22 protein-coding genes are annotated in these 23,725 nt (G+C 70.9%); 3 read left to right on the top strand and 19 right to left on the bottom strand.

Annotation, left to right across the window (positions count from 1 at the left end; translation table 11 throughout):
- Positions 1–2 precede the first annotated feature (2 nt).
- Together MTF69_RS14525 and pyrR are read right to left on the bottom strand one after the other, a co-directional pair.
- Positions 3–992: an aspartate carbamoyltransferase catalytic subunit gene (locus tag MTF69_RS14525; protein WP_243334330.1), complete on the bottom strand. Its 990-nt coding sequence runs from the start codon at positions 990–992 to the stop codon at positions 3–5.
- 148 nt (positions 993–1,140) lie between these two features.
- Positions 1,141–1,749 (bottom strand): bifunctional pyr operon transcriptional regulator/uracil phosphoribosyltransferase PyrR, encoded by a 609-nt coding sequence (gene pyrR, locus MTF69_RS14520; protein WP_279345750.1) that lies wholly within the window; start codon positions 1,747–1,749, stop codon positions 1,141–1,143.
- 240 nt (positions 1,750–1,989) lie between these two features.
- Between pyrR and bldD the strand changes: the two genes are divergently transcribed.
- The gene (gene bldD, locus MTF69_RS14515) at positions 1,990–2,490 is read left to right on the top strand and encodes a transcriptional regulator BldD (RefSeq protein ID WP_069929708.1); all 501 of its coding nucleotides are present in this window, start codon (positions 1,990–1,992) and stop codon (positions 2,488–2,490) included.
- Between the two features lie 181 nt (positions 2,491–2,671).
- Here bldD and nusB read toward each other — a convergent pair whose 3' ends face one another.
- The 14 genes from nusB to MTF69_RS14445 all read right to left on the bottom strand — a co-directional run bounded on the left by nusB (position 2,672) and on the right by MTF69_RS14445 (position 17,275).
- A complete protein-coding gene (nusB, locus tag MTF69_RS14510) occupies positions 2,672–3,109 on the bottom strand; it encodes a transcription antitermination factor NusB (RefSeq protein ID WP_214948214.1) in 438 nt (145 codons plus the stop codon).
- Positions 3,110–3,111: 2 nt separating this feature from the next.
- Positions 3,112–3,678, bottom strand: coding sequence for an elongation factor P (gene efp, locus MTF69_RS14505; protein ID WP_243334327.1), 567 nt, complete (start codon positions 3,676–3,678; stop codon positions 3,112–3,114).
- Between the two features lie 59 nt (positions 3,679–3,737).
- Positions 3,738–4,847 carry an aminopeptidase P family protein gene (locus MTF69_RS14500; protein WP_243334325.1) on the bottom strand — a complete coding sequence of 370 codons (1,110 nt, stop codon included), beginning with the start codon at positions 4,845–4,847 and terminating at the stop codon, positions 3,738–3,740.
- 109 nt (positions 4,848–4,956) lie between these two features.
- The gene (locus MTF69_RS14495; protein WP_243334324.1) at positions 4,957–5,724 is read right to left on the bottom strand and encodes an AAA family ATPase; all 768 of its coding nucleotides are present in this window, start codon (positions 5,722–5,724) and stop codon (positions 4,957–4,959) included.
- Positions 5,725–5,869: 145 nt separating this feature from the next.
- On the bottom strand, positions 5,870–6,961 hold the full coding sequence (gene aroB, locus MTF69_RS14490; protein ID WP_243334322.1) for a 3-dehydroquinate synthase: 1,092 nt from the start codon (positions 6,959–6,961) through the stop codon (positions 5,870–5,872).
- The gene (locus tag MTF69_RS14485; protein ID WP_243334539.1) at positions 6,958–7,440 is read right to left on the bottom strand and encodes a shikimate kinase; all 483 of its coding nucleotides are present in this window, start codon (positions 7,438–7,440) and stop codon (positions 6,958–6,960) included. The genes aroB and MTF69_RS14485 overlap by 4 nt, the downstream gene beginning before the upstream one ends.
- A 44-nt stretch (positions 7,441–7,484) precedes the next feature.
- Positions 7,485–8,669 (bottom strand): chorismate synthase, encoded by a 1,185-nt coding sequence (aroC, locus tag MTF69_RS14480; protein ID WP_243334320.1) that lies wholly within the window; start codon positions 8,667–8,669, stop codon positions 7,485–7,487.
- A gap of 180 nt (positions 8,670–8,849) precedes the next feature.
- Positions 8,850–9,677 carry a shikimate dehydrogenase gene (locus tag MTF69_RS14475; RefSeq protein WP_243334311.1) on the bottom strand — a complete coding sequence of 276 codons (828 nt, stop codon included), beginning with the start codon at positions 9,675–9,677 and terminating at the stop codon, positions 8,850–8,852.
- Positions 9,678–9,683: 6 nt separating this feature from the next.
- Positions 9,684–11,471 carry an endolytic transglycosylase MltG gene (mltG, locus tag MTF69_RS14470; RefSeq protein WP_243334310.1) on the bottom strand — a complete coding sequence of 596 codons (1,788 nt, stop codon included), beginning with the start codon at positions 11,469–11,471 and terminating at the stop codon, positions 9,684–9,686.
- A gap of 127 nt (positions 11,472–11,598) precedes the next feature.
- Positions 11,599–12,069 (bottom strand): Holliday junction resolvase RuvX, encoded by a 471-nt coding sequence (gene ruvX / locus MTF69_RS14465; protein WP_243334308.1) that lies wholly within the window; start codon positions 12,067–12,069, stop codon positions 11,599–11,601.
- Positions 12,070–12,172: 103 nt separating this feature from the next.
- Positions 12,173–13,564: an RNA-guided endonuclease IscB gene (gene iscB, locus MTF69_RS14460; RefSeq protein ID WP_243334306.1), complete on the bottom strand. Its 1,392-nt coding sequence runs from the start codon at positions 13,562–13,564 to the stop codon at positions 12,173–12,175.
- A gap of 257 nt (positions 13,565–13,821) precedes the next feature.
- Entirely contained in the window at positions 13,822–16,491 is a 2,670-nt protein-coding gene (alaS, locus tag MTF69_RS14455; protein WP_243334304.1) for an alanine--tRNA ligase, read from the bottom strand.
- Positions 16,491–16,826 (bottom strand): DUF6167 family protein, encoded by a 336-nt coding sequence (locus MTF69_RS14450; RefSeq protein ID WP_243334303.1) that lies wholly within the window; start codon positions 16,824–16,826, stop codon positions 16,491–16,493. The genes alaS and MTF69_RS14450 overlap by 1 nt, the downstream gene beginning before the upstream one ends.
- A gap of 8 nt (positions 16,827–16,834) precedes the next feature.
- Entirely contained in the window at positions 16,835–17,275 is a 441-nt protein-coding gene (locus MTF69_RS14445; RefSeq protein ID WP_243334301.1) for a DUF948 domain-containing protein, read from the bottom strand.
- Between the two features lie 169 nt (positions 17,276–17,444).
- On the opposite strand from MTF69_RS14445, the gene MTF69_RS14440 reads away from it, so the two are divergent.
- Positions 17,445–19,703, top strand: coding sequence for a regulator (locus MTF69_RS14440; RefSeq protein WP_243334300.1), 2,259 nt, complete (start codon positions 17,445–17,447; stop codon positions 19,701–19,703).
- A 38-nt stretch (positions 19,704–19,741) separates the two neighbouring features.
- Here MTF69_RS14440 and rpsD read toward each other — a convergent pair whose 3' ends face one another.
- Positions 19,742–20,353: a 30S ribosomal protein S4 gene (rpsD, locus tag MTF69_RS14435; protein ID WP_112446798.1), complete on the bottom strand. Its 612-nt coding sequence runs from the start codon at positions 20,351–20,353 to the stop codon at positions 19,742–19,744.
- Positions 20,354–20,408: 55 nt separating this feature from the next.
- Between rpsD and MTF69_RS14430 the strand changes: the two genes are divergently transcribed.
- Complete coding sequence (locus tag MTF69_RS14430) at positions 20,409–21,299, top strand: DUF2470 domain-containing protein (RefSeq protein WP_243334298.1); 891 nt, start codon at positions 20,409–20,411, stop codon at positions 21,297–21,299.
- Between the two features lie 6 nt (positions 21,300–21,305).
- On the opposite strand, the gene MTF69_RS14425 is transcribed toward MTF69_RS14430, so the two are convergent.
- Both MTF69_RS14425 and MTF69_RS14420 read right to left on the bottom strand, forming a co-directional pair.
- Positions 21,306–22,016, bottom strand: coding sequence for an HNH endonuclease family protein (locus MTF69_RS14425; protein ID WP_243334296.1), 711 nt, complete (start codon positions 22,014–22,016; stop codon positions 21,306–21,308).
- Positions 22,017–22,357: 341 nt separating this feature from the next.
- Positions 22,358–23,713 carry a replication-associated recombination protein A gene (locus MTF69_RS14420; protein ID WP_243334285.1) on the bottom strand — a complete coding sequence of 452 codons (1,356 nt, stop codon included), beginning with the start codon at positions 23,711–23,713 and terminating at the stop codon, positions 22,358–22,360.
- Positions 23,714–23,725 lie beyond the last annotated feature (12 nt).

Here is a 23,725-nt window from a genome sequence, read left to right as displayed (position 1 = left end):
CTTTACTTGCTCTCCTCGGTGCGGGGCGTGCTGGTGGTGGTGACGGCGGGCTCGGAGCCTCCGAGCAGCAGGTACAGGACGGCCATGCGGATCGAGACGCCGTTGGTGACTTGCTCGATGACCGTGCAGCGGTCGGAGTCGGCGACCTCGGCGGTGATCTCCATGCCGCGGACCATCGGGCCGGGGTGCATGACGATGGCGTGCTCGGGCATGCGGGACATCCTGGCGCCGTCCAGGCCGTAGCGGCGGGAGTACTCGCGCTCGGTCGGGAAGAAGGCGGCGTTCATCCGCTCGCGCTGCACGCGCAGCATCATCACGGCGTCGGACTTCGGCAGTACCTCGTCCAGGCTGTACGAGATCTCGCACGGCCAGGCCTCGACGCCGACGGGCACCAGGGTGGGCGGGGCCACCAGGGTTACCTGGGCTCCGAGGGTGTGCAGCAGGTGGACGTTGGAGCGGGCGACCCGGCTGTGCAGGACGTCGCCGACGATGGTGATCCGGCGGCCGTTCAGGTCCTTGCCGAGTCCGGCGTCCTTGCCGACGAGGCGGCGGCGCATCGTGAAGGCGTCGAGCAGGGCCTGGGTGGGGTGCTCGTGGGTGCCGTCGCCGGCGTTGATCACCGGGGCGTCGATCCAGCCGGAGGTGGCGAGGCGGTAGGGGGCGCCGGAGGCGTGGTGGCGGATGACGACCGCGTCGACGCCCATGGCCTCCAGGGTCTGGGCGGTGTCCTTGAGGGACTCGCCCTTGGAGACGCTGGATCCCTTGGCCGCGAAGTTGATGACATCGGCGGAAAGGCGCTTCTCGGCGGCCTCGAAGGAGATCCGGGTCCGGGTCGAGTCCTCGAAGAAGAGGTTGCAGATCGTGCGGCCGCGCAGGGTGGGCAGCTTCTTGATCGGCCGGTCAGCGACGCGGGCCATCTCCTCGGCGGTGTCGAGGATCAGGACGGCATCGTCGCGCGTGAGATCGGCGGCCGAGATGAGGTGGCGCTTCATCCGGGTGCTCCGTAAGTCGGTGAGTCAAAGCCGTGGTGAGGTCAAAGCCGTGGGGAGGGCAAGCCGTGGGGAGGGCAGACGGGCTGGCTGGGGGTGCGGCAGGGCAGACTCCGGCGCGGACCCCGAGGGGCCCGGCCGCCGGCGGGGGCTACTGCCCGACGGCTGCCCGGTCGGTCCGCTGGCCGAGCAGCACGGCGTCGCGGCCATCCTCCTCCTGGACCTGGACCTGGACGTTCTCCCGCAGCGACGTGGGGAGGTTCTTGCCGACGTAGTCGGCGCGGATCGGCAGTTCGCGGTGGCCGCGGTCGACGAGGACCGCGAGCTGCACCGCGCGGGGGCGGCCGAGGTCGCCGAGGGCGTCGAGGGCGGCGCGGATGGTGCGGCCGGAGAAGAGAACGTCGTCGACGAGGACGACCAGGCGGCCGTCGATGTCGTCGCCGGGAATCTCGGTGCGGCCGATCGCCCGGGCCGGCTTCATCCGCAGATCGTCGCGGTACATGGTGATGTCGAGGGAGCCGACCGGGATCTTCGCACCGGTGATCTCTTCGAGCTTGGCGGCCAGCCGGCGGGCGAGGAAGACGCCGCGGGTGGGAATGCCGAGGAGCACCACATCGTCGGCGCCCTTGGCGCGTTCGACGATTTCGTGGGCGATGCGGGTCAGAACACGGGCGATGTCCTGCGCTTCGAGAACGGGGCGCATGACATCGGCAGCTGTTTGCCGGTCCTGCTGGTCGTGCCGGTCGTGCTGAGTGTCCATGAAAAGGACCTCCTTCTCCGCCTCACGGGACGGACCTTAAAGGACGTCGGATGTACGTTTTCCACGGTACCAGGGAGATTCCCGCGACCTGGCATCGGGGCAGACCAGGACCCCTCTTACGTGGGCGTTGGAGACCATTCGGCTTGACGCATCCAAGTAACGCTGCGTAACCTCACAGTGAGTTACCAGCCGCGCGGCGGAGCCGCACGTGGTCATGTCGTCACAGCGTCCGGGAGCGTTATGTCCAGCGAATACGCCAAACAGCTCGGGGCCAAGCTCCGCGCCATCCGCACCCAGCAGGGCCTTTCCCTCCATGGTGTCGAGGAGAAGTCCCAGGGCCGGTGGAAGGCCGTGGTGGTCGGTTCTTACGAGCGCGGAGACCGCGCCGTGACCGTCCAGCGTCTCGCCGAGCTGGCGGACTTCTACGGGGTTCCGGTGCAGGAACTGCTGCCGGGTACGACCCCCGGCGGAGCGGCCGAGCCGCCGCCGAAGCTGCGCCTGGACCTGGAGCGCCTCGCCCACGTGCCCGCCGAGAAGGCCGGTCCGCTGCAGCGTTATGCGGCGACCATCCAGAGCCAGCGCGGCGACTACAACGGCAAGGTGCTGTCGATCCGCCAGGACGACCTGCGCACCCTCGCCGTGATCTACGACCAGTCGCCCTCGGTCCTGACCGAGCAGCTGATCAGCTGGGGCGTTCTGGACGCGGACGCGCGTCGTGCGGTGGCTCACGAGGACATCTAGTCCCCCAGGCCTCAGCAGAAACGTTTACCGGTGGGTGCCGGGAGCCGACAGGCTCCCGGCACCCACCGGCTTTTTCATGCCCGTACAGGCGCGCCCTCCGGCGCCGCCGGGACGTACGGCGGAGGGCCCGCAGCGCGTGTGCGCTGCGGGCCCTCCGTTCACGCCGTACCGGCGGCGCCGATCAGCTCTCGCTGCGGCGCAGCTTCGGCTTGAGGTCCTTGAAGCGGCCGAGCAGTCCGTTCACGAACGAGGGCGACTCGTCCGTGGAGAACTCCTTGGCCAGCTGGACGGCCTCGTCGATGGCCACGGCGTCCGGGGTTCCGTCGACCCAGATCAGCTCGTAGGCACCGAGACGCACGATGTTCCGGTCGACGACCGGCATGCGGTCGAGGTCCCAGTCCACGGCGTAGGTGGCGATCAGATCGTCGATGCGGTCCACCTTGTCGGCGTACCCCTCGACGAGTTCCATGGTGAACTCGTTCACCGCGGGCTGACGGTCGGTGTCCGACCGCGAGTGGCGGACCCAGTCCGCGAGGACCTCGCGCACGGAGACCCCGCGCTGGTCGGCCTCGAACAGGATCTGGAAAGCGCGCTTGCGCGCGTTGCTCCGGGCAGCCACGGTTAGCTGTTCACCCGGCCGAGGTAGTCGCTGGTGCGGGTGTCGACCTTGATCTTCTCGCCGGTGTTGATGAAGAGCGGGACCTGGATCTCGTGGCCCGTCTCCAGCGTCGCCGGCTTGGTGCCACCGGTGGAGCGGTCGCCCTGGACGCCCGGGTCGGTGTGCTCGATCGTCAGCTCGACGGCGGCCGGGAGCTCGACGTAGAGCACCTCGCCCTCGTGGCGGGCCACCGAGGCGGTGAAGCCCTCGATCAGGAAGTTGGCGGCATCGCCGACGGCCTTCTTGTCGACCATCAGCTGGTCGAAGTCCTCCATGTCCATGAAGACGAAGTACTCGCCGTCCATGTAGGAGAACTGCATGTCGCGGCGGTCGATGGTGGCCGTCTCGACCTTGGTGCCGGCGTTGAACGTCTTGTCGACGACCTTGCCGGACATGACGCTCTTCAGCTTGGTGCGCACGAAGGCCGGGCCCTTGCCGGGCTTGACGTGCTGGAACTCGACGACGGACCAGAGCTGGCCCCCGTCGAGCTTCAGCACCATGCCGTTCTTGAGGTCGTTCGTGGAAGCCACGGTGTGGGAATCTCCTGCACTGGAAGACCACGGGTGCGCGCACAGCCCGGCGACGCGGGCTAGAGCGCGAGCAGCTCCTTGGTCGTAATGGTGAGTAGCTCGGGACCGCCGTCCGCCTCGGGGCGTACGACGAGCGTGTCATCGATCCGGACACCACCCCGGCCAGGGAGGTGAACCCCCGGTTCGACGGTGACCGGCACGCAAGCGTCCAGTTTACCCATGGCGGTAGGTGCAAGCTGCGGGTCCTCGTCGATTTCGAGACCGACACCGTGTCCGGTCCACGCCGCGAGGGCCTCGCCGTGACCTGCGGAGTCGAGTACGGAGCGGGCCGCGTGATCCACATCGCGGTACGCGGCCCCGGGCCGCAGGGCCTCCCGGCCCGCCCGCTGGGCGGCGAAGACGAGCTCGTACAGCTCGATCTGCCAGTCGGCGGGGGTCGTGCCGATCACGAAGGTGCGGCCGATCTCGCAGCGGTAGCCCCGGTAGTTCGCGCCGAGGCAGACGGACAGGAAATCACCCTCCTCGACCCGCCGGTCGGAGGGCCGGTGCCGGGAGCGGCCGGAGTGCGGGCCGGTGCCGACGGAGGTCGGGAAGGCCGGGCCGTCGGCCCCGTGGTCCACGAGCCGGCGTTCCAGCTCCAGCGCGAGGTGCCGTTCGGTGCGGCCCACCAGGATCGATTCCAGCAGCTCCCCGAGGGCCTGGTCGGCGATCTCGGCGGCGATCCGCAGGCAGGCGATCTCCTCCTCGTCCTTGACGAGGCGCTGCTGTTCCACGGCGGTCCCCAGATCGGCCAGGCGCAGCCCGGGCGCCACCGAGCCGAGCGCCCGGTGCCGGCCGACGGTGAGGTGGTGTTCCTCGACGGCGAGGGATTCGGCGCGGGCCGCGGAGGCCGCGTCGGCCGCCGCGACGGCGGGATCCGCTCCGGGGCCGGCCAGCACGGAGAGCCGTAGGTTCTCGTCGAGCCGTCCCTCGTCGGCCTCCCCCGTGGGCTGCCCGGCACAGAACAGCATGTCCGTACTCCCCGGACCGAGCAGCAGGACCGCGCCCAGCGGCGACGCCCCGGAGAGGTAGCGGACGTTCGCCGGACGCGTGATGAGTGCGGCGGCGTTTCCGGCGGCCGCACAGCGGTCGCGAAGCAGGCCCCGGCGGGCCGCGTACACGTCTGACATGTTTCCGAGCCTACGAGCGCGGCGCGCATCCGGCCTGGTGAGCGCAGCCGGACGGGGGCCGGGCCCGGCCCGGCGGGCGCCGCGGGCGGGGGTTCAGTAGGCCGACTGTTCAGTAGGCCGGCTGGGAGATGACGCGGGCCAGGGTCTCGTCCAGGGCGCGGGCGGTGCCCTCGACGTCCAGGTGGGAGTTGTCGATGATCGGCAGCCCGGATCCGTACCAGCCGGCCATCCGGCCGTGGATCCGCGCGACCTCCTCGTCGGAGAGCCGCCTGTTCCCGGAGCGGGCGGCGTTGCGCTCCAGGACGATCTCCAGGCCGGGCAGCAGGACGACCGGCAGCAGCGCGGGCCCGACATGGCGCTTCCAGCCGCCGAGGCCCACCACCGGCCGGTCCGGGAACACCGCGTCGTCGAGGATGCAGGAGATCCCGTTGGCCAGGAAGTTCCGGGCGGCGAACCCGCAGGTGCGGCGGGCGAGGCGGTACTGCGCCTCGGAGTGGTCGTTCCAGCCGGCCTGCGGATCCGCGAAGCCCGAGCAGACCCATTCCCGTACGTCGTCCAGGCTGATGTGCGCGGTGGGGACGGGCCGGGTGCCGGCCCAGTGGCGGGCCACCGTGGTCTTGCCGGCGCCCGCGGGGCCGATCAGCAGGACCGCGAGGGTGGCGCCGCCGGTGCCGGGAGCGGCGGGCGGCAGCGGGACGTGCCCGGTGAACCCGTCCGGGGGCCCCGGCGAGGCCAGGGGCGGGGCGTGCCCGGAGGGCATGGGAGGCATTGGAGGCATGGGCCAGCCCGCCACCGGCGGCACCGGCGGCTGCGGGGGCGCCGCCGGGTGCTGACTCCCCGGCGGCTCCCAGCCCCCGCCTCCCACTCCCTGCTGCATCCGCTGCCACTCCGTCTCGTTCCACCACGACTGATACGAGAACGTTATATGACCCCGGAGGCTCGCCGGGTCACACGGTCGCGGGATGGCGCTGCCCAGACCGGTACAGACCGGTTCGGGCGGGTTCATGCCGGCTGCGGGCGGCTCAGGCCGTGACCTCGCCGAAGGCTGCCACGAGGACGGCCGGGTCGGGACCCTCCAGAACGGTCGGCTTCGCCAGCCCGTCCAGGACGATGAAGCGCAGCAGGTCGCCCCGGGACTTCTTGTCGAGCTTCATGGTCTCCAGCAGCTTGGGCCACTGGTCGCCGCGGTAGGTCAGTGGCAGCCCCACCGAGGCGAGGACGGCCTTGTGCCGGTCGGCCGTCGCGTCGTCGAGCCGGCCCGCGAGCCGGCCGAGCTCGGCGGCGAAGACCATGCCGACCGAGACGGCCGCGCCGTGGCGCCACTTGTAGCGCTCGTTCTTCTCGATGGCGTGCGCGAGGGTGTGCCCGTAGTTGAGGATCTCCCGCAGGCCCGACTCCTTGAGGTCGCTGGAGACCACGTCGGCCTTGACCTGGATGGAGCGGCAGATCAGCTCGGCCGTGTGCGGGCCGGCGGGCGTGCGCGCCGCCTCGGGGTCCGCCTCGATCAGGTCGAGGATCACCGGGTCGGAGATGAATCCGGCCTTGATGATCTCGGCGAGACCGCTGACGTAGTCGTTGACCGGCAGCGATTCCAGCGCCGCCAGGTCGCAGAGCACGCCGGCCGGCGGGTGGAAGGCGCCGACGAGGTTCTTGCCCTCGGCGGTGTTGATGCCGGTCTTGCCGCCGACGGCCGCGTCCACCATCGCCAGGATGGTGGTCGGTACGGCGATCCAGCGCACCCCGCGCAGCCAGGAGGCCGCGACGAAGCCCGCGAGGTCGGTGGTGGATCCCCCGCCGACGCCGACGATGGCGTCGCTGCGGGTGAAGCCGGACTGGCCCAGCGCCTTCCAGCAGTACGCCGCCACCTCGGCCGTCTTGGCCTCTTCGGCGTTCGGCACCTGGATGGCGACGGCCTCGTACCCCTGGGCGGCGAGGTCGTCGCGCAGGGCCTCACCGGTCGAGGCGAGGGCCTCGGGGTGGATGACGGCGACCCGCTGGGCCTTCGTACCGATCAGGGAGCCCAGCTCGCCGAGCAGCTGCCGGCCGACCAGCACCTCGTACGCGTCGTGCCCGGCGCTCGCGCCGACCTGGATCCGCGTCACCTTGTCCGTCATGCGTTCTTCAACTCCAGAGCGTCGAGGACCGCCTGGGCGACCTCTTCGGGGGTGCGCTCGTCGGTGGCCACCACGACGCGCGCGACTTCGGTGTACAGGGGGCGCCGGGCGTCCATCAGCTCGCGCCACTGGCGGCGCGGGTTGACGGCGAGCAGCGGGCGCGCGGCGCCGAGGCCCACGCGCTTGACCGCTTCCTCGACGTCCATCGAGAGGTACGCGACGGGCAGCCCGGCCAGCAGCTCGCGCGTCCTCTCGTCGAGGACGGCGCCGCCGCCGAGGGCGAGGACGCCCTCGTGGCCGGCGAGGGCCGCGGCGACCGCCTCCCGCTCCAGCTCACGGAAGTACGGTTCGCCCTCGTCCACGAAGATGTCGGAGATCTCCCGGCCCTGGGCCGCGACGATGTCGGCGTCGGTGTCCCGGTAGGAGACGCCGAGCCGCTGGGCGATCAGCTCGCCCACGGTGGACTTCCCGGACCCCATGGGGCCGACGAGGACCACCAGGGGGCCGGTCGCGCGGCCGCCGGTCACCGGATCTGCAGGTTGTCGAGGTACGACCGGACGTTGCGGCGGGTCTCGGGGACCGAGTCCCCGCCGAACTTCTCCACGACGGCGTCGGCCAGCACCAGGGCGACCATGGCCTCGGCGACGATGCCCGCGGCGGGCACCGCACAGACGTCGGAGCGCTGGTGGTGCGCGACGGTGGCTTCGCCGGTGGCGACGTCCACGGTGGCGAGGGCCTTCGGCACGGTCGCGATGGGCTTCATCGCGGCGCGCACGCGCAGCAGTTCGCCGGTGGTCAGCCCGCCCTCGGTGCCGCCGGAGCGGCCGGAGGTGCGCCGGATGCCCTCGGGGGTGGAGACGATCTCGTCGTGGGCCTGCGAGCCGGGCACGCGGGCGAGGTCGAAGCCGTCGCCGACCTCGACGCCCTTGATGGCCTGGATGCCCATGAGCGCGGCCGCGAGGCGCGCGTCGAGGCGGCGGTCCCAGTGGACGTGCGAGCCGAGACCGACGGGCACGCCGTAGGCGAGGACCTCGACGACGCCGCCGAGGGTGTCGCCGTCCTTGTGGGCCTGGTCGATCTCCGCGACCATCGCCTTCGACGCGTCGGCGTCGAGGCAGCGCACCGGGTCGGCGTCGAGCTTCTCGACGTCGGCGGGGGTCGGGTAGACGCCGTACGGGGCCTTGGCGGCCGCCAGCTCCACGACGTGGGAGACGATCTCGATGCCCGCGACCTCCTTGAGGAAGGACCGGGCGACGGCGCCGAGGGCCACGCGGGCGGCGGTCTCACGGGCGCTGGCGCGCTCCAGGATCGGCCGGGCCTCGTCGAAGCCGTACTTCTGCATGCCGGCCAGGTCGGCGTGGCCGGGGCGGGGCCGGGTCAGCGGCGCGTTGCGGCCGGTGTCCTTGAGCAGCGAGGGGTCGACCGGGTCGGCCGACATGACCGTCTCCCACTTGGGCCACTCGCTGTTGCCCACCATCACGGCTACCGGGGAACCGAGGGAAAGTCCGTGGCGAACACCGCCGAGAAATGTCACCTCGTCCTGCTCGAACTTCATCCGGGCACCGCGGCCGTAGCCGAGCCGGCGCCGGGCGAGGTGGTCGGCCACCAGCTCGGTGGTGACCGGAACGCCGGCGGGAAGCCCCTCCAACGTCGCTACCAGAGCCGGGCCGTGAGATTCCCCGGCCGTCAGCCAACGCAACCTGCTCAACGATGCTCCTCGTGCTCGCGCCTGATCCGTCGATGGCGCGATCGGGTGCGCGGCCCTGACCCGCCTTCACCCGATCCTCCCATGTCCGGGCCGGTACACCGCCCTCCGGTCCAGCTGTCGGACGGCGGCGCACCTCTGCCCGGGGCGACATGTGGATCTAGAAAGGGGTTCCGCTCCGGCTCAGTGGCGGGCGCGCAGCGCCGCCTCGCCCGCGGCGCGCATGGCCCCGAGCGGAGCGGTGGGGCAGCCGGTCATCAGCTCGACCTGGAGGACCGCCTGGTGGACCAGGAGGTCGAGGCCGCCGAGGAGCTTTCCGCCGCGGTGCGTCCAGGCCGCGGCCAGGGGCGTGGGCCAGGGGTCGTACAGGACGTCGAAGAGGGTGCCCGGAGCGGCCGGCACGGAGGCGGCCAGCTCGTCCGTGGCACCGGCCGGGGTGGTGGCGATGACCAGCGGCGCGGCCAGCGCCTCGGCCGCCCGCGACCAGTCGGCCGTACGGACGTCCACGCCGAGCCGCTCGCCCCACGCGCGCATCTCGGCGGCCCGGGCCTCGGAGCGTACGTACGCGGTCACCTCGCCGGTGCAGATCCGGGCCAGCGCGGCGAGGGCCGAGGAGGCGGTGGCGCCCGCTCCGAGGACGGCTGCGGACTCCACCTTCCGGACGCCCTGCTCGCTCAGCGCCGCGAGCAGGCCCGGGATGTCGGTGTTGTCACCGACCTTGCTGCCGTCCTCGGTGAAGACGACGGTGTTGACCGTCTCCACGGAGGCGGCGGTGTCGCTGATCTCGTCGAGCAGCGGGATGATCGCCCGCTTGAGCGGCATGGTCAGCGACAGCCCGGCCCACTCGGGGCCGAGCTGCGCGATGAAACCGGGGAGCGCGGCCTCGTCGATCTCGAAGCGGTCGTACGACCGGCCTCCGAGGCCGAGCTCCTGGTACGCGGCGCGGTGCAGCACCGGTGAGAGGGAGTGCTCGATGGGCGAACCCAGCACCGCGGCCCGTATCCGTGACATGTCCTGCTACCCGCCGTTCTTCTGCTTCTGCCGTTCCTGGAACTCGGCGACGAGCTTGAGGTGATCGTCGTAGGTCTGGGTGAAGGTCGTCTTGTCGCCGTCGACCGACACGAAGAACATCCAGCCGCCGTGGTCGGGGTCGAGCGTAGCGGTCAGCGCATCCAGACCGGGGTTCCCGATCGGGCCCGGGGGCAGGCCCGCCACGTTGTGCGTGTTGTAGGGGTGGACGAAGGCCTTGGCCTCCACGATGTTGAAGTTGATCTCGCTCGTGCCCTTGACGTAGTTGTACGTCGAGTCGAACTCGATCTTCCGGTTCGTGACGTCATTGGTCTTCTTCAGGCGGTTGTAAACCACTTCGGACATCTTCCGGAAGTCGTCGTGGTTCTTGCCCTCGGCGTTGACGAGGCTGGCGACCGTGATCACCTGGAGCGGGTTGTCCAGCCCCAGTTCCTTGGCCTTGCCCTCGACTCCGAGCTCCGTGTACTTGTCCGTCGCGTTCTTGACCATCTGCTTGAGCAGGGACTCGGGAGTGCTGTCCTTGGTCAGGTCGTAGCGCATCGGGTACAGGAAGCCCTCGAGCGGGTCCATGATGTTCTTGTCGTTGTTCGCCCAGGCGGGCAGGCCGAGGGCCTTGGCCTGCTTGAAGGCGATGTCCTTGGTGGTGCCGGCCGGCTTTTCGAGCTTCTTGTCGATCGCTTCGTAGACCGTGGTGTTGCGCATGCCCTCGGTGATGGTGAGCACGTGCAGCTTGGAGGGGTCGGTCATGACGGCGACCGCGGCCGCGGCGGACATCTTCTTCTTGAGCGGGTAGATGCCCGGCTGGATCTCCTTGCCCCCGGGCCTGGCCGTCGCGGCGTTCACGAAGGCCTGGGCGCTCGCGACCACGCCGGCCTCCTTGAGGATGCGGCCCATCTGGCCGAGGCCCGCGCCCTTGGGGATCTCCACGTCGACGGTCTCGTCGATGCCGTCGCCCGCGAAGTCCTCGGCCGCGGAGAACTTGTCCTTGAGGTAGCTGTAGCCGTAGTAGCCGCCACCGCCGACCACGCCGACGATGACCACGGCCGCGATGAGGCAGGCCATGCCGCTGCGCTTCTTCGGTTTGCCGCCGGAGCGGCCCGACCGGCGGCCGCCGCGCCCGCCGTCGTCGCCGTCACCGTCGTCGCCGTCGTCACCGCCGCTGCCGCCGCCGCCCGCGAGGAAGGAGTCGGCCGCGGCGTCCTCTTCCTCCTGCCAGGGCAGCTCCTCGGTCTGCAGGTGCCTCATGCTCGGCGGCCTCGGCGGCGGAAAGGCCTCGGGCGTGCCGTAGAGGTCGGGGGCCTCGCCGGGGTAGCCGCTCGCCTGCTGCTGCGCGTACGGATCCGCGCCCGCGTACGGGTCGGCGGCCTGCGGGGCCGGGGCGTACTGGCCCTGGCCCGTGTCCCAGACCTGGCCCTGACCGGTGTCCCAGAGCTGGCCCTGGCCCTGCCCCTGGCCCCCGTACGTCTGCTGGTGCTGCTGCTGGTACTGGTGCTGCGGATGTTGTTGCTGCTGCTGCGGGTGCTGCGGATACTGCATGTGCTGCTGCTGTTGCTGCTGTTCCTGCGGGTACGGCATCTGCTGGGCCTGGGGGTACTGGGCCTGCTGCTGCGCGTAGTAGGCCTGCTGAGGCTGAGGCTCCTGCTGGTACTGCTGCGGGCCTCCGACGTAGGGCATCTGACCCTGCTGGGCCTCGTGCCCGTTCCACCCCTGGTCCCCGTACTGCGGGTCCTCGGGATGCCACGGTTCGGGGCCAGGGCCCCGGCCATACTCAGTCATCGATCCCCTAGCGCGCCGCAGGGCGTTGGCCGCGGCTCCGTCCGCCGCGGCACACGGTGCCGCCTCTTCTGATGGGCGACGGCTGTTCGAATGCCGTCACATCGCGCGGAACGTTACCGTATCGCGATCAGACAACCACTTCGACGCACTCACCGGGCGGATTACCTGATACCCGTTCGGTCTCAAGAGCGTTCTGCAGGATCACCACGGCGGCCGCCTGATCGATGACCGACCGGCTCTTCTTCGCGTTCTTCCCCGAGGCCCGCAGGCCCTGGGCGGCGGTGACCGTCGTCATCCGCTCGTCCACCAGACGCACCGTCACGGGCTTGATGCCCTTCGCCAGTTCCGTGGCGAAGGCGCGGCACTTGGCCGCGGCCGGCCCTTCCCGCCCGCTGAGCGAGCGGGGCAGACCGACCACCACCTCGATGGGCTCGTACTCCGCGACGAGCTGCCGCAGCCGCCGGTGGGCGAAGGGGATGTCCCGGCCCGGAACGGTTTCCACCGGTGTGGCCAGCACCCCGTCGGGGTCGCACGAGGCGACCCCGATCCGGGCGTCACCGACATCGATGGCCAGACGGCGGCCGCGGCGCAGTGTCATCGGACTTCTTTCGTGGATACCCCCTGCTTTAGCTGGGGGAGGAAACGAACCCTTGGGCCGGAGGCGCGGAGCCCCGGAGGTCATCTCGCTCTGCCGATGGCGGTCAGATGGCAACGGTGGGGCCTTCGGGTCGGGCGGTGTAGGCGTAGCCGTCGGCCCGTTGGAGGAGCCGGAAGTGTTTGTGTCCGATGCCCTGGATGAGGCCGTGTGCGGTTTTGATGTTGAAGCGGCCGGTGGCGCGGACGGCGACCCGGCCGACGTGGGTACCGGCCTTCTTGCCGGTACGTACGACTGCGCTAGCCAAATCGCCGGTCTGGTAGCCGAAGAACTGTTTCTGCCTGGGCAGCCGTAGGCGGGGGAAGCCGTACTTGTCGGTGCGTGTGCGGGCGTAAGTGCCGCGCCCGGTCGCGGTGACCGCGAGGACGCGGGCCGGGGTACGGGTGATGGTGTCGAGTTCGCCGACGCACAGGGCGTCGAGGGTGTGGGTCTTCGGGGTACCGGTCCGCATCCGGTTCCACTTCGTGCGGCCACCGGACGCCGTGTGCACGTTAGGGAACGCGGTATCAAGGGCGTGCCAGAGTACCCAGCGGGTGGCATTGACGGCTGCCGCGTCGCGGAGTGGGGCTTTTGCCTGGGCAAGGATGCGGGCCAGCTGGCACGGCGATTGCCTGAGGAAGTCTTCGACGAGCTGGTTGGACTTCTTCTCGTTGCAGGGGATGCAGGCGGTGCACAGGTTGGAGATGCGGTCGCTGCCGCTGCGTGAGCGGGGGTGGATGTGGTCGATGTTGAGGGGCACTCCGGTGATGCCGCAGTAGGCGCAGGACCTCCTCCACTTGGCGAGGAGGTATTCGCGGACTTCTGTGCCGTGCAGGGTGCCGTGCTGGTACTCGGCCCCTTCCAGCGGTCCGCCGTTGGACATGGCGTGGGTGTCGAACGCGACCCGTTCCACATGCACCGCTCGGACGGGTGCCCAGCGTGCGAGCCGGTCGGTCCACGACATGGTCGTGTCCACGCGGTGACGCAGCGACGGGGCGAGCCAGCCCTGGGGACGGGCCCGGTTGGAGAAGCGAGGCGCGCGGTAGCGCAGGTTGCGGCTGCGCCTGCCACGCCGGTAGGCGGCACGAGCGGTCAGCTTGTCCCGGATCACGCTGCCCCGGTGGGCGAGTTCGACCGCGTACAGGCCACGGCGCTCACCGTTCTTCGCGGTCAACACGGCGATGCCGGTGTGCTTCGAGCCGGGGTCGATCCCGAGTTCCACACCGTCCACCTGCGATGCGCAGACCGTACGGTCTTTGAGCCGGATCACGAATGGAGTGTGCCGGGCCACGACGGCCCGGCCCTGGCAGAGGAGCTTGCGGGCTCTGGGGGGGCTGGTGGGTTGGAGCGGTGTGCCGTGCTTGTCCAGGACGAACACGACGGGGTGGCCCTCACGGGCCTTCTCCCCAACCTGGTGGTTGGGGGTGACGCGCCCGGCGCCAGGTGAAGCGTCGGGCATCTCCCCTCGCACATGTACCGCGCCGGGTGCCTTGCGGCGTTCGAGTCCCGTTTCGTCCCCGATCCGGGGGGTGTCTGCTGACGCGAATTCGAGAGCAAGCTGCTGAGGAAGCACAGCTTGGTCGGTCTTCCGTCCTACGCGGTACGTAGCCAACTTCGTTCACCTCCACACGTGTGTCGTTGGCTGGTGCTGGTAACGGCGGCCCTCAGCCAGTGCGGCTGAAAGCCCCCTCCTTCAGGAGGGGGATCCCGTTACCTTCAGGCCGTCTCTACGACGAGGCGCTCGACGGCGCTGATGGCCTGCGGGATGGCGGCCGGGTTCTGGCCACCGCCCTGGGCCACGTCCGGCTTGCCGCCACCGCCGCCGCCGAGGGTCTTGGCGGCCGTACGGACCAGGTCGCCGGCCTTGAGGCCGCGCTCGCGGGCGGCCTCGTTGGTCGCGATGACGGTCAGCGGGCGGTCGTTCGCCGTGGTGAACAGGGCCACGACGGCCGGGCGGTCACCCTGGATGCGGCCGCGGACGTCGAGGACCAGCTTGCGCAGGTCGTCGGCGCCGGTGCCGTCCGGCACGGTGCCCACGACGAGGGCGACGCCGTGGATGTTCTGGGCGTTGGCGGCGAGGCCGGCGGCGGCCTGGAGGACCTTCTCCGCGCGGAACTTCTCGATCTCCTTCTCGGCGTCCTTCAGCTTGCCGAGCATGGAGGCGATCTTCTCCGGCAGCTCCTCCGGACGGCCCTTGACCAGCTCCTGGAGCTGGGCGACGACCGTGTGCTCCTTGGCGAGGAAGTTGTACGCGTCCACGCCGACCAGGGCCTCGACGCGGCGCACGCCGGAGCCGATGGAGGACTCGCCGAGCAGCTTCACCAGGCCGAGCTGGCTGGTGTTCGCCACGTGGGTGCCGCCGCACAGCTCCTTGGAGAAGTCGCCGATGGTGACGACGCGCACGCGCTCGCCGTACTTCTCGCCGAACTCGGCGATGGCGCCCTGCTTCTTCGCCTCGTCGATGCTCAGGATCTCGGCGGTGACGTCGAGCTCGCGGGAGAGCACGTCGTTGATCTTCTGCTCCACGTCGGTGAGGACCGAGCCGGGGACGGCGTTCGGCGAGCCGAAGTCGAAGCGGAAGCGCCCGGGCGAGTTCTCGGAGCCGGCCTGGGCGGCCGTCGGGCCGAGCGCGTCGCGCAGCGCCTGGTGGGTGAGGTGCGTGGCCGAGTGGGCGCGGGCGATGGCCCGGCGGCGGTTCACGTCGATGGCGGCGTACGCGGAGGCGCCCACCGTCACCTCGCCGACCTGGACGGAGCCCTTGTGCACGGAGACGCCCGGGACCGGCTGCTGCACGTCGCGGACGTTGATGATCGCGCCCGAGTCGAGCTTGATCCGGCCCTGGTCGGCGAGCTGGCCGCCGCCCTCGGCGTAGAAGGGGGTGCGGTCGAGGACGACCTCGACCTCGTCGCCCTCGGAGGCGGCGGGCGAGGAGACGCCGTTGACCAGGAGGCCGACGATGGTGGACTCGCCCTGGTTGGTGGCGTAGCCGGTGAACTCGGTGGCGCCGGAGCCGTCGGCGATCTCCCGGTAGGCGGACATGTCCGCGTGACCGGTCTTCTTGGCCTTGGCGTCGGCCTTGGCCTTGTCCTTCTGCTCCTGCATCAGGCGGCGGAAGCCGTCCTGGTCCACGGAGAGGCCCTGTTCGGCGGCCATCTCCAGGGTCAGGTCGATCGGGAAGCCCCAGGTGTCGTGGAGCAGGAACGCCTTGTCGCCGGCCAGGATCGAGCCACCGGTGGCCTTGGTCTCGGTGATGGCGGTGTCGAGGATGTTCGTGCCGCCGCGCAGGGCCTTCACGAAGGCGGCCTCTTCGGCGAGCGCGACGGTCTCGATGCGCTTGCGGTCGGTCACGAGCTCCGGGTACTGCTGCCCCATCGTGTTGATCACGACGTCGACGAGCTCCTGGACCACCGGGCCGGTGGCGCCCATGAGGCGCATGTTGCGGATGGCGCGGCGCATGATGCGGCGCAGCACGTAGCCGCGGCCCTCGTTGCCGGGGGTCACGCCGTCGCCGATGAGCATGACGGAGGTGCGGATGTGGTCGGCGACCACGCGCATCGAGACGTCGGTGCCCTTCGCGGCGCCGTACCGCACGCCGGTCAGCTCGGTGGCCTTGTCCATCACCACCTGCAGGGTGTCGGTCTCGTACATGTTCTGTACGCCCTGCAGGATCATGGCGAGGCGCTCGAGACCGAGACCGGTGTCGATGTTCTTCGACGGCAGGTCGCCGAGGATCGGGAAGTCTTCCTTCCCGTCGCCGGCGCCGCGCTCGTACTGCATGAAGACCAGGTTCCAGATCTCCACGTAGCGCTCGTCGTTGACGGCGGGGCCGCCCTCGACGCCGAACTCCGGGCCGCGGTCGTAGTTGATCTCGGAGCAGGGACCGCAGGGACCCGGGACGCCCATGGACCAGAAGTTGTCCTTCTTGCCCAGGCGCTGGATGCGCTCGGAGGGGACGCCGACGACGTCGCGCCAGATGGTCTCGGCCTCGTCGTCGTCGAGGTAGACGGTGATCCAGAGCTTCTCCGGCTCGAGGCCGTAGCCGCCGTCCGCCACGGAGCTGGTGAGGAGCTCCCAGGCGTACTTGATGGCGCCTTCCTTGAAGTACTCGCCGAAGGAGAAGTTGCCGCACATCTGGAAGAACGTGCCGTGGCGGGTGGTCTTGCCGACCTCTTCGATGTCCGGCGTACGGACGCACTTCTGCACGCTGGTGAGCGTCGACCCGGGCGGCTTGACCTCGCCGAGGAAGTACGGCTTGAAGGGCACCATGCCCGCGTTGACCAGCAGCAGAGTCGGGTCGTCCGCGATGAGCGACGCCGAAGGGACAACGGTGTGACCGCGCTCCTCGAAGAAGCTCAGCCAGCGGCGGCGAATTTCAGCCGACTCCATCAGTGGTCCTCATTCCGGTTGTACGAAAACTGTGTGGTCTGGTCGTGCTCGATGGCCCGCAGCCGCCTCGGCCCGGGAAGGGCGGTGACGTTGGCGGGCAGGTCGGGATCCTGGTGGAGTCCCAGTGCGTCGTTCAGCTCGTCCTCGCGCTGCGACATTCCCGACCTGACGTCGAGGGCGAAGTCCTTGAGGCGGTGGCCCGCCTCGATCGCCTTGTCGGCGGCCTGGGCGGCGAGGCTCTCCGGCGTCAGCTTCTTGAGCTGCCGGTTGACCTTGGTGGTGGCCCACACGCCGGCGGCCGCGCCGGCGGTGAACCAGAAGGCTCGGCGGAACATCGGAGATCTCAGCCCTTCTGCTTCCGGCGCCGGGCCGCCGGCACCGTACGGCCGACGATCACGGTCCGTCGGGAGGTCGTGCCCGGCGCGTCCTGCGCGTTCGCGCCGCCCTTGCCCAGCGCCTTGCGGACGCCGTAGCCGAAGGCCGCGACCTTGACGAGCGGGCCGCCGAAGGTGGACGCGACGGTGGAGGACAGTGCGGAGGCGTTGGAGGTGACTTCCTGTACGTCGCTCGCGATGGCGTCGACCCGGTCGAGCTGGGTGCGGGCGGAGCGGACGGTGGTGGAGGCGTCCGCGAGCAGCGGGACGGCCTGCTCGGTCACGTCGGCCACCAGCTTGGTGGTCGCCTTGAGCACCTGGGCCAGCCTCACCAGCACCACGGCGAGGAAGGAGACCAGGATGGCCCAGAAGACGGCCACGAGGATCCCGGCCACCTCTCCACCGGACACGTTCACACCGCTCTCTACAGATTGATCACCAAGCGAAAAAGTCGTCCTCCGACCCTATCGCGCCGGAGATCCGCCGCAGTACCGGAATTCCGGGGCGCCGCGCCTGCCGGGCGCCGGGAAACGGCTCGCCTTGTACGCAGCGCATGCGGACCAGTACGCTCCGTGTCCCATGCGACAAAGACCCATTCCACGAAGGACGCCGGGCAATCTTCCCTCGGACCTGAGCGGCTTTGTCGGGCGGGGCGGGGAACTTTCCGAGCTGGGGCGGCTGCTGGACGCCTCGCGGCTGGTCACCGTGACCTGCGCGGGCGGCGTGGGCAAGACCCGCCTGGTGCTGGCGGCGGCCAGGGCGGCCGCCGACGCGGCGGCCGGTCCCGCCGGCCCCGCCGACGGGAGCGGTCACGCCGATCCGGCGCAGGAACGCTACTGCGACGGTGTGTGGCTGGCCGAGCTGGCCTCCGTACGGGATCCGGCGCTGCTGGAGCTGACGCTCGCCGAGGCGCTCGGGCTGACCGACCACACCACGCGTCCGCCCCGGACGGTACTTGCCGAACATGTGGCCGAGCGGCGGCTGCTGCTGGTCCTGGACGGCTTCGAGCAACTGGTCGACGAGACCGCCGACCTGGTACGGGACCTCCTGCGCCGCTCCCCCGGCCTGCGCGTGCTCGCCGCGGGCCGGCGCCCGCTGACCCTCGACGGGGAGCTGTCCTGGCCGCTGGCCCCGCTGGGTCCGGAGGAGGCCCTGGCCCTGCTGATCGAGCGGACCTCGGCGGCCGATCCGGCCTTCGCCCTGACGGAGGCCAACCGGGCGGTGCTGGCCGAGCTGTGCGCCCGCCTCGACGGCCTGCCGCTGGCGCTGGAGCTGGCGGCGGGCCGGCTGCGCACGCTGTCGCCGGAGCAGGTGCTGTCCCGGCTGGAGGATCGCTTCGCCCTGCTGACGGGCGGCTCGCGCGGCGCGCTGCCCCGGCACCGGGCGCTGCGCACGGCGATCGGCTGGAGCCACGAGCTGTGCACGTCCGGGGAGCGGCTGCTGTGGGCGCGGCTCTCGGTGTTCGCCGGGCAGTTCGACCTGGACGCCGCCGAGTACGTGTGCGCGGGGCCGGACCTGCCGGTGGATTCGGTGCTGGACCTGGTCGGGGAGCTGCTGGGGCAGTCGCTCCTGGTCCGGGAGGAGACGGCGGCCGGGGTCCGCTACCGGATGCTGGAGAGCGTACGGATCTACGGGGCGGGCTGGCTGGAGTCGCTGGGCGACGCCCGGCGGCTGCGGCGCCGGCACCGGGACTGGTACATGGGCCTGGCGACCTGGTGCGAGCTGGACTGGTTCAGCCCGCGCCAGGAGGAGGTGGCCGCGCTGGTGGAGGCGGAACTGCCGAACCTGCGGCTCGCGCTGGAGTGCTGCCTGGACGAGCCGGAGGAGATCCACCTGGGCCAGTACCTGGCGGGGACCCTCTGGTTCTACTGGGCGGGCTGCGGCCGGCTCACCGAGGGCCGGCACTGGCTGGACCGGACCCTGGAGGGCGACCTCGGGCTCGCGGGAGGGGAGTACGAGAGCTCCCGGCTGAAGGCGCTGTGGGTGCTCGGGTACGTCGCGGCGCTGCAGGGCGACTCGGTGGCCTCGATGAGCGCGCTGTACGAGTGCCGGGACGGGGCCGCGCGGAGCGAGAACCCGGTGGCGGGGGCGTACGCCGTGCACCGGATGGGCTGTCTGGCACTGGTCTCGGACGACATGGCCCGGGCCGGGGAGCTGCTGGGCTCGGCGCTGGAGCGCTACCGGGAGGCCGGGGAGCTCAACAGCAACGTCCTGATGTGCCAGGTGGAGCTGGCGATGACGCTGGCCTTCCAGGGGGAGCTGGCGGGCGCGCTCACCTTGTGCCGGGAGGTCCGTGACATCTGCGAGGAGCGCGGGGAGCGCTGGACCAAGGCGTACGCCCTGTACGTCCTGGCGTACGCGGCGCTGGACGCCGGGGGCACGGCCGAGGCGCGGCGGCTGCTGGCCGAGTGCGTGGCCATCAACCACACGTTCCGCGATCTGGTGGGGCTGGTGCTGGCGGTGGAGCTGCTGGCGCTGGTCACGGTGGCCGAGGGGCATCCGGCGGAGGCTGCCGTCCTGCAGGGCGCGGCGGAGCCCCTGTGGGACGGGGTGGGGCTGCGGCTGTTCGGCTCGGGGTACTTCAACGCCCCGCGGCTGATGTGCCAGGAGCGGGCGGGCGAACTGCTGGGCGCCGAGCGGTACGCGTCCTGCGCCCGGCACGGCCGGACCCTGCCCCTGGACGTTCTGGTGGAGCGGGCCCTGCGGGGACCGGAGCCGGCGCCCGTGCCGGCGGGGCCGCTGCCGAGGCCGCGCGCCACCGCGGAGCGGCCGATGGGCCACCCGGAGCCGAAAAGCAGGAAACCCGCCGGCTCCCCCAAGGGGGAACCGGCGGGCTGAACCAGCCTGTGAGGGCTACGTCCGCTGGTACTGCTTGATCAGCGGGCGTAGTACTCGACGACGAGCTGCTCGTCGCAGATGACCGGGATTTCCTTGCGGTTCGGGTCGCGGTCCAGGCGGAAGGCCAGGGCCTTCAGGTTGACCTGCAGGTAACGGGGGGTCTCGCCCTCGCCTGCGTAGCCACCCTCACGGGCAACCTGGAACGGAACCTTCTCGCGGCTGCGCTCGCGCACCGTGATGACGTCGTCCGGACGGACGCGGAACGACGGCTTGTCGACCTTGTCGCCGTTGACCTCGATGTGGCCGTGAACGACCATCTGACGGCTCTGGTAGATGGTGCGGGCGATGCCCGAACGCAGGACCAGGGCGTCGAGGCGACGCTCGAGCTCGACGACCAGCGCCTCGCCCGTCTTGCCTTCGGCCTTCTTGGCGCGGTCGTACGCGCGGGCCATCTGACGCTCAGAGATGTCGTACTGAGCGCGCAGACGCTGCTTCTCCAGCAGACGAACCTTGTAGTCCGAGTTCTGCTTGCGGCCACGGCCGTGCTCGCCCGGCGGGTAGGGGCGGGCCTCGAAGTACTTGACGGCCTTCGGGGTCAGCGCAATGCCGAGGGCACGCGACTTCTTGACCTTGGGTCGCTTCTGGTTCACGTGGAACCTACCTCCATGTAAGTTAGGTGAGGCTTACCTTAGCGAGGAGGACGTAATGTCTCGACCACATGGGATCCCCCTGCCCAGTGCGCACCGAAGTTCAGATCCAAACGAAACAGGATCTGCTTTCGGCGACGATAGGCAAGGTCAGCCGCGTCCCAGGGAAGGCGTTCGGCAGCTCACCGGAGCCGAACGCGTACGAACCCTCGTAGAGTCCAACGCCTCAGTATCCCTCACGCTCCCGGGTGCTTATGACCGGGAGGAGCTCGGGACAGGGGTGCCGGCCGCTAGGACCGTCACCCCGGACGGGGACGTGATTCTCCTGGTATCAGGGGAATCCGCGGCTGCCAGGGCAGCCGCTCACGCCCAGGACGACGACCTCACCGCCGTGATCGAGATCACGGATGTGGCGCCGGTGTCCGTGCCCCATCGTATCCGAGGCCGCGCCTGGCTCGCCGGGTGGCTCACCCCGGTGCGCGGGGCCGCCGACCGGGCGGCCTGCGCGGCGCTGCTGGCCGAGCGGCATCCGGTCGGCGAGCTCCTCGGCCTGACCGAGTCGCTCGACGCCCCGCCCGCCGGCCGGCCCGCGTGGATGCTGCTGCGCCTGGAGGTCGGCGAGATCTCGGTGGACGACCTGTGGGGCGCCGAGCACGTGGATCCGGAGCTGCTGGCCGGGGCCGAGCCCGACCCGATGGTGGCCCACGAGACGGAGCTCCTCCAGCACCTGGCCTCGTCGCACGGTGACCGGATGGGTGACCTGTGCGCCCTGCTGGGCACCCGGGACACCGCGGACCTGACCGCGGTCCCGCTCGCCCTGGACCGGCTGGGCCTGCGGGTGCGCTTCACCCGCGGCCGCGCCGCCTTCGACGCCCGCTTCGACTTCCCGGAGCCGGTGACGGACGTCTGCGGCCTGCGCCGGGCGATGAACACGCTGTTCGCCGGCTAGCCCGACCTAGGCCGGGCAGGTGCCGAGCATCTCCTGGAGGGCCTGCTTCTCCGGCGGGGTCACGGAGAGCCCGTACTTCGCCTTGATCCCGGTGTACCGCCGCGCGTACTCGCACCAGTAGCCCTTCTGGGGCGGCTTCCACTTGTCCGCGGTCTTGCTGCTCTTCTCGTAGTTCGTCTGCTTGTCCACGGCGAGCAGCACGTCCAGGTCGTTGGCGTACTCCAGGCGCCGCTGCGGGGTCCAGGCGTACGCGCCCCCGCGCCAGGCGGCGCCGAGGGCGACGACGTGGTCGGTCTGGATCTGCGAGGCGCGGCGGTGGGTATAGGGGAGCTCCTTCCCCGTGTACGGGTCCTTCAGCACCCCGGACAGCACGACGCACGGGTTCCTGTCGCCCTCGCGCAGCTCCCGCAGGTCCCTGCGCAGGACGTCGTCGCGGGTGTCGCAGCCGTTGCGGCCGCCGATGGCGTCGGTCTCGTCGGACCAGTACTTGCCGAAGTTCTCGCGCTTGTACGTCTCCCAGTTCTTGCCCCACTCGACCTTGAGCTTGCCCAGCTCGGTCTTGGCGGTGCCTGCGGCCGGCGGGAACCCGGCGCTCGCGAGGGGGACCTGGGCGACAAGTGCGGCGGCGCTGGCCTGCGGCCTTTCGCCGTCTCCGTGGTGACACCCACTGAGCAGCAGCGCGGCCGCGACGGCGATGAGCGGAGCGGAGCGTCCCATGCGACGGAGCCTAGGCCGGGGCTCTGCGCCCCGCGACGCCGACACGACGCCGCTGCGCGGAGCGGTGTCCCCTACCCGCCCTTCCACCGTGCCCTGGGGCTCCGCCCCAGCCCCCGCTCCTCAAACGCCGGAGGGGATGGATTATCCCGTCCACCGGCGTTCACCTGCGGGCCTACGCCGGCCAAACCCAGCCCGGCCGGCGTTTGAGGCCACCTCAGCCCCGCCGGGGCGCAAGGTTCGCACTAAGCGCGCTTCGGTGCCGACGCCAGCCAAAATCCAGCCCCGCCGGCGTTTGAGGCGCAGGGGTCCGGGGGCGGCGCCCCCGGGAACGGCGCCGCGGGTCAGGACCCGGCGCCGCGGAGCCGCTCGCGGACCTTCTCCACCACGTCCGCGTAGCGGGCTTCGGCCCCGTACCGGGTCGGTTCGTAGTACCGCTTGCCGTGCACGGCATCCGGCGCGTACTGCTGCGCAGCAATCGCTCCGGGCACGTCGTGCGGGTAGACGTATCCCACGGCGTGCCCCAGCTTCGCCGCCCCCTTGTAGTGCCCGTCACGCAAGTGCGCCGGCACGGACCCCGCCAGCCCCGCCCGGACGTCGGCCAGCGCAGCCCCGATGGCCGTCGTCGCGGTGTTCGACTTCGGGGCCAGCGCCAGCGCGATCGTCACGTGCGACAGCGTGAGCGAGGCCTCCGGGAAGCCGATCATCGCCACCGCCTGGGCGGCGGCCACCGCGAGCGGCAGCGCCGTCGGGTCGGCCAGCCCGATGTCCTCGCTCGCCGAGATCATCAGCCGGCGCGCGATGAACCGGGGGTCCTCCCCCGCTTCGATCATGCGCGCCAGATAGTGCAGCGCCGCGTCCACGTCCGAGCCCCGGATCGACTTGATCAGCGCGCTCGCCACGTCGTAGTGCTGGTCGCCGTCCCGGTCGTACTTCACCGCGGCCCGGTCGACGGCCTCCTCCACCGTCTGGAGGCTGATCTCCGGCTCGCCCTTGGCGATCGCCGAGCCCGCGCCCGCCTCCAGAGCCGTCAGCGCGCGCCGCGCGTCTCCGCCGGCGATCCGCAGCAGGTGGGCCTCCGCGTCCGGCGGCAGGGTGACCGCGCCGCCGAGGCCCCGCTTCTCCGTCAGCGCCCGGTGCATCAGGGCGCTCAGGTCCTCGTCCGTCAGCGGTTCCAGCGTCAGCAGCAGCGAGCGGGACAGCAGCGGGGAGATGATCGAGAAGTACGGGTTCTCCGTGGTCGCGGCGATCAGGGTGACCCAGCGGTTCTCCACGGCCGGCAGCAGCGAGTCCTGCTGCGCCTTGCTGAAGCGGTGGATCTCGTCGAGGAAGAGGACGGTGTCCTTGCCGTATCCGCCGGCCGCCCGCTTGGCGCCTTCGATGACGGCCCGTACTTCCTTCACGCCGGCGGTGATCGCGGACAGCTCGACGAACCGCTTCTTCGTCGCCTGGCTCACCACGTACGCGAGCGTGGTCTTCCCGATGCCCGGCGGGCCCCAGAGGATCACCGAGGAGGCACCGGCGGGACCGCCCGCCCCGTCCCCGACGAGCCGCCGCAGCGGGGAGCCGGGCTTCAGCAGGTGCTGCTGGCCGACGACCTCGTCCAGGGTGCGCGGGCGCATCCGGACGGCGAGCGGAGAACTGGAGGGGTCCTTCGCCTGGCGGTCTTCGGCGGCGGCGGTGAAGAGATCTGGTTCCACACCGGAAGCGTC

The organism is Streptomyces sp. AP-93 (assembly GCF_022808175.1).
Classification (GTDB): domain Bacteria; phylum Actinomycetota; class Actinomycetes; order Streptomycetales; family Streptomycetaceae; genus Streptomyces.
Note: the sequence above shows the minus strand (reverse complement) of the source record. Positions and strands in the feature narration are given on the sequence as shown.